The organism is Nitrospirota bacterium, assembly GCA_016212185.1.
In the GTDB taxonomy this organism is placed as follows: Bacteria; Nitrospirota; Thermodesulfovibrionia; order UBA6902; family DSMQ01; genus JACRGX01.
This window is the reverse complement of sequence record JACRGX010000058.1, coordinates 1-5727: the sequence shown is the minus strand read 5'-3', so window position 1 is coordinate 5727 and position 5727 is coordinate 1. Positions and strand designations below refer to the sequence as shown.

Annotated in this window: 6 protein-coding genes; all 6 read left to right on the top strand. The window is 42.6% G+C overall.

Annotated features, from left to right (window positions below; genetic code table 11):
• The coding region (locus HZA10_06745; GenBank protein ID MBI5196003.1) for an aminotransferase class I/II-fold pyridoxal phosphate-dependent enzyme at positions 1–670 on the top strand (670 nt) is incomplete at its 5' end.
• Between the two features lie 22 nt (positions 671–692).
• Entirely contained in the window at positions 693–1112 is a 420-nt protein-coding gene (locus tag HZA10_06740) for a YjbQ family protein (protein ID MBI5196002.1), read from the top strand.
• A gap of 172 nt (positions 1113–1284) precedes the next feature.
• The gene (locus tag HZA10_06735) at positions 1285–1509 is read left to right on the top strand and encodes a hypothetical protein (protein MBI5196001.1); all 225 of its coding nucleotides are present in this window, start codon (positions 1285–1287) and stop codon (positions 1507–1509) included.
• A 103-nt stretch (positions 1510–1612) separates the two neighbouring features.
• On the top strand, positions 1613–2392 hold the full coding sequence (locus tag HZA10_06730; GenBank protein MBI5196000.1) for an SDR family NAD(P)-dependent oxidoreductase: 780 nt from the start codon (positions 1613–1615) through the stop codon (positions 2390–2392).
• Between the two features lie 253 nt (positions 2393–2645).
• A complete protein-coding gene (bioD, locus tag HZA10_06725) occupies positions 2646–3344 on the top strand; it encodes a dethiobiotin synthase (protein ID MBI5195999.1) in 699 nt (232 codons plus the stop codon).
• Between the two features lie 267 nt (positions 3345–3611).
• Positions 3612–5727: type II secretion system secretin GspD (gene gspD, locus HZA10_06720; protein ID MBI5195998.1), on the top strand; the 2116-nt coding region annotated here is incomplete at its 3' end.

Genomic DNA, 5727 nt, shown 5'->3' with positions numbered 1-5727 from the left:
TAAAAAATCCACAAAAAACAATTTTATTGTCACAGATGCGGTATTCAGCATGGACGGCGATATCGCACCCTTGAAAGATATCGCATTCCTTTCAAAAAAATACAAAGCCCTGCTTATGATTGACGACGCCCATGGCACCGGGGTCCTCGGCAGGACAGGCCGGGGAACGCTTGAGCATCTCGGAATCCGGGGAGATGGAATAATCCAGATGGGGACATTGAGCAAGGCATTGGGATGCTTCGGCGCATTTACAGCAGGCTCAGATGATTTGATAAATTTCCTGATAAATAAAGCGCGGAGTTTTATTTATTCCACCTCTCTCCCACCGGCAGTTTCAGAGGCAGGGATAAAGGCAATTGACATAGTGGATTTCAAATCAGCAAATTTGAGAAGAAAATTATGGCATAACAGGCAGAGGCTTTCTGACGGACTCAAAGATTTAGGCTATAACACATTTGATTCGGAAACGCCTATAATCCCCATTTTAGCGGGGAATGCTGAGAATGCGTTAAAGTTGAGCCGTTATCTTTACAAAAACAAGATATTCGCCCCTGCTATCCGCCCGCCCACAGTGCCCAATGAGAAATGCAGGATACGGTTCTCAGTAACAGCCCTGCATACAGATGATGATATAGACAGGGTTTTGGAGGCTGTGAAGAAATTTAAATAATGTTTTGGTAAAATTTAAAGTCATGAAATCATATCGCAAGGAACTTTGGTTTAACATCCCTGCCCGCAGGGCCTTTATAAACATCACCCCGCAGGTTGAGGAATGTCTGAAGGAAAGCGGCATCAGGGAGGGGCTTGCGCTTGTAAACGCAATGCACATTACTGCCTCTGTTTTCATAAATGACGATGAATCAGGGCTTCACCTTGATTATGATAAATGGCTTGAGAAACTTGCGCCCCATGAGCCGGTCTCTCAATATCAGCATAACCGTACCGGCGAGGACAACGCAGACGCCCATCTGAAAAGGCAGGTCATGGGCAGGGAGGTGACGGTTGCCGTGACAGGCGGAAAGCTGGATTTCGGCACATGGGAGCAGATTTTTTACGGGGAGTTTGACGGGAGAAGAAAAAAGAGGGTGCTGGTAAAGATTGTTGGGGAATAACATTGACAAGAGACAGGGTACAACATTTTCGCTTGCTGCGATATTCATTGCAAAATTATCAATTATCATTTCAAATTGCAAATTTAAAATGCTAACTTTGCAATGATAAATTTACAATGAATATTTTCTCTGTGTGCCCTGTGGTTTAATTAATTCTAACAAGGAGGGTTTTATGAAGCGTGCGATTTTGATTTTTATGATAATTGCCGCAATTGCTTTATCAGGCTGTGCGGGAGAAAAGGCTGCGGAACTGCTTGATACCGCGAAGTTTGAGGAAGTGCAAAACAACAAAAAGCATGCCATACAGTTATATGAAGAAATCGTAAAAAATTATCCTGACAGCGAACAGGCGCATATTGCCAAAGACAGGCTTTCAGAGTTAAAAACAGCAAAATAATTCCTTGGCTGTCATTCCGGCTTGTCCGGAATCTTTCTTTAAGAAGGATTCCCGACGCGCTTCGCTTGCGGGAATGACAAGCAAAATACGGAGCTTTATTTTTATGGTCTGTCTAATCACCGGCTCTTCAAGGGGTCTTGGAATGGCTCTTGCGCTTGCATGCGGAAAAAGAGGGCACAGTGTTGCCGTGCACTGCAAAGACAGAATCAGTGACGCCAAGGGCGTTGCCGCACAGATTAAGGATTCCATGATATTTAAAGCTGATGCAAGGGATTTTAAGGAAATACAAAGCCTCGTTGATGAAGTTGTGAAAAAGTGGGGAAGGATTGACGTCCTTGTAAATAATGCCGGCATAACAAAAGAGGCTCTTTTGCTCAGGACCTCAGAAAAAGATTTTGATGAAGTTATCGGCACAAACCTCAAAGGCGCCTTTAATTTCATCCGCGCGGTTGCACCATACATGATGAATCAAAAAATTAAAGAAACAATCCCTCCATCCCCCCCTTTTGCAAAGGGGGGCGGGGGGGATTATCAAATCAAACAAAAATGCAAACATATCATAAATATTTCTTCGTTTGCCGGCGTCAAAGGCAAGGCCGGGCTTTCTGCATATTCGGCATCAAAGGCAGGGCTTATCGGACTCACGCTGACAACGGCAAAAGAGTTCAGCAGGTATAATATAATGGTCAACGCAGTTCTTCCGGGTTATATGCTTACAGACATGGGAGAAAGGTCCAGCAATACGGCAAAAGAAAAAGCGCTGGAGGAAAGTCTCGTAAAAGATTTTTCTAATCCTAACGCAGTTGCAGAATTTATCTGCCGTTTGTCTGAAACAACAGGGATAACAGGACAGGTCTTTAATCTGGACAGCAGAATTATATAAAAAGATACAGGATACAGGATTCTTGTATCTTGAAATCTTACATCTTTGACAAAGGCATATATGCCCTCAAAATCTTTAGAAAGCAACAAGATTTTTTGATGCCGTACTGCAAAGCGTTTAAAAGTTTGTTTTTGTAAAATTTAGTCGTTTTGGAATTGCAGTATGGCATGATTCAAGGTGTTGCACTAAAGCTTTCTCGGACATACATGCCTTTGCCTTGCGTCTTGTATCTTGCATCTTGTATCCTGAAACCATGCATAAAGGCATTTTCATAACAGGCACTGATACAGGCGTCGGCAAGACTTATGCTGCTTCAGGTCTTTTGAACGCACTGAAAAAAATGGGCATAAATGCCTGTCCGATGAAGCCTGTGGAGACAGGATGCGACATCCAAAAAGGGAAACTCATACCGCAGGATGCCATTACTTTAATTAACGCATCAGGCGCAAGCGAACCCCTTGATGTTATTAATCCTTACAGGTTCAGGCATCCGATTGCTCCGTCGGTTGCCGCAGAGATGGAAAATATCCGGATAAAAAAACAGGAAATATCTTCAGCATATAATTACCTTTTAAACAAATATGATATTACAGTCGTTGAAGGCGCCGGAGGAATTATGACGCCTGTATATAAAAAATATCTTTTCCTTGACCTTATCAAAGACCTGCGCCTGCCGGTGGTAATCGTCTCAAGACCCGCGCTCGGTACAATAAACCACACACTGCTTACGATAGAGGCGGCAAAAAGCAGGGGAATAAATATTCATGGAATAATAATAAACCATGCAGGCAGAATCAAAAAAGGCACGGCTGAAAGAACAAATCCGGAGATAATAGAATATCTCGGGCGCGTGCCAATACTCGGAGTTGTTCCATATTCAAAAAATCCGGTTTCACCATTAACTGAAAAAATCTTTTCCCGAATTGCCGGAAAGATTTTATCATGTCTTTAGCTTCTGCGAATACAGCCAGAAATCACTCAATAAAAATTGCAATTGAATACTGTAAATCTAATATCCTAATTGTACGCTGTAATCTTGTCATTCCGGCTTGTCCGGAATCTATTCTGCGGAAAGACTCCAGCGATCCCTGACAAGCAGGGACAGGCTCTGCGGGAGTGACAGTCATGGCTTAGGACATTGGTTATGCAGAAATCAATAGTCAGCTTATCATCTATACAGTTTTCAAAAAAACAAACATGATATGTTATAATTCTATGAATGGCAAATAACTTTTATAGCAATCTGCAAATTACAGGGAAAATACTCTTAATCCTTCTTGTACTTTTACTGTACATTCCGGCAAATGGATTTTCTCAAGAGAAAGCACAGGCAACAGAACCAAGCCCTGTTATAACTTCTCCCATGCCTCCTGCCCCGCCCTCAATTGCGCCGGAGGCTCAGCCTTCAGTTGTTCCTGCAGTTCCACAGCTTCCTACTGAGCAGACTAAGCCTGTTGTCCGGTCTAAAGAAGATAGTTATATCATCCTGAATTTTGACAATGCCAACCTGAGAGATGTTATCAATACAGTCAGCGCTATCTCAGAGGAAAATTTTATTATAAGCCCCGGGGTAGATGCCAGGGTCACAATTCACTCATCTAAGAAAGTCCCTGTCTCAGAGATCTTAAGCATATTTGAATCCATCCTTGAAATAAACGGATTGGCAATGGTAAAGTCCGGGCTTTTTTACAAAATTATTCAGGGTCCCACGGCAAAGCAAAGACCTATTGAGATTTTCAAAAGTAACGCAGATACGCTTTCTCCTGCAACTGATATCCCGATTACGCAGATAGTGCCGGTTGAATATATCACTGCAAATGAGGCTAATTCAGTGCTTCAGCCCCTGCTCTCTCCTTTTGGAAGCATTATCCCTAATCCAAGGAATAACCTGCTCATCATAAACGACCTGGCCTCAAACATCAAACGCCTGCTGGATATTCTTGCCGAGATTGATGTTAATGCATTTCAAAATACGAGAATGAGATTTTTTCAGCCAAAATACTCCGACGTAAAGACCCTTTCCAAGGAGATTACTGAGATAATCAATGCCCTGAATATAGGGAAAGAAGGCATTGCATTCATTCCTATTGAACGGATTAACAGCATGATAGTCTTCTCTTCAAGCCCGAATCTCCTCAGCACAGTGGAAGACTGGATTAAAAAACTTGACGAGGAATCTACGACAGGACAAAACATCTTTGTTTACCGTGTCCAGAATGGAAAGGCTGACGGCATTGCAAGCATACTTAAGACGCTTTATGAATCAGATGAAAGCGGGAAACCCGCGGCAACTGCGCCTCCGCCAACGCCCGGGGGAAAACAACCGGCGTCAGCGGCTCAGGCAAGGCCCGGAGAGACAGGCTTCAGCAGGGTCAAAATTATCACTTACGAGCCCACAAACTCGCTGGTAATTCTTGCATCATCAGGCATGTACAGAGAGATATCAGAGACTATAAAAAGACTTGATATTTATCCAAAAGAGGTCTTGATTGAGGTGCTAATAGCAGAGGTGACGCTTTCTGATTCTACGCAGTTTGGTATCCAGTGGTCGCTTCTCGGGAAAAATACTTTTGATAACCTTACACAAAGCAGTTATTCAGGCTCAGACGTATCACCTCTTCCTACAACAGCGCCTACTTTAGCTACAGGGGTATCTGGTGGTCTTTCATATTTATTATATAAACCTGAACGTCTTATGGCATTAATTAATGCAATGGCAAGCGATGGAAAAGTTAATGTCCTCTCAAGCCCTCGGCTCCTTGTGCGGGACCAGCAGGAGGCAAGCATAGATGTTGGAGAGGAAATACCAACAGCAACAAGCACAGCATCATCAGAAGCAGGTGGGAGTACTTCCACAACAACGAATACCATCCAATACAAAACTGTCGGCGTGAAGCTTAAGATAAAGCCAAGTATTAATGATGAAAAGACTGTTGTGCTTGATGTAACTCAAGAAGTCTCTGGCACAAAAACGGTTAATACTACAGTTGGTGGATCTTCATATCCTGCTTTTACAAAGCGCGAGGTCAAGACCTCTGTGGTTGTCCCTGATAATCAGGCATTAATCATAGGCGGCATAATAAAAGAAAATAAAGAAAAAACTTATACCGGCATTCCACTTCTGAGTTCTATTCCAATTTTAGGATACCTATTCCGTTACACAACTGAGTCAACAACCAAAACTGAACTGATTGTCATGCTTACGCCCCATGTGGTCTCTAAGAAAGATGAAGCAGAGATTATTACAAATGAATTTATTAATAAAATTAAAGGGGTAAAGGACATCATTGATAAATATAAAAAAGAATATAAGGGAATGGAAGACAGTCCGCAGG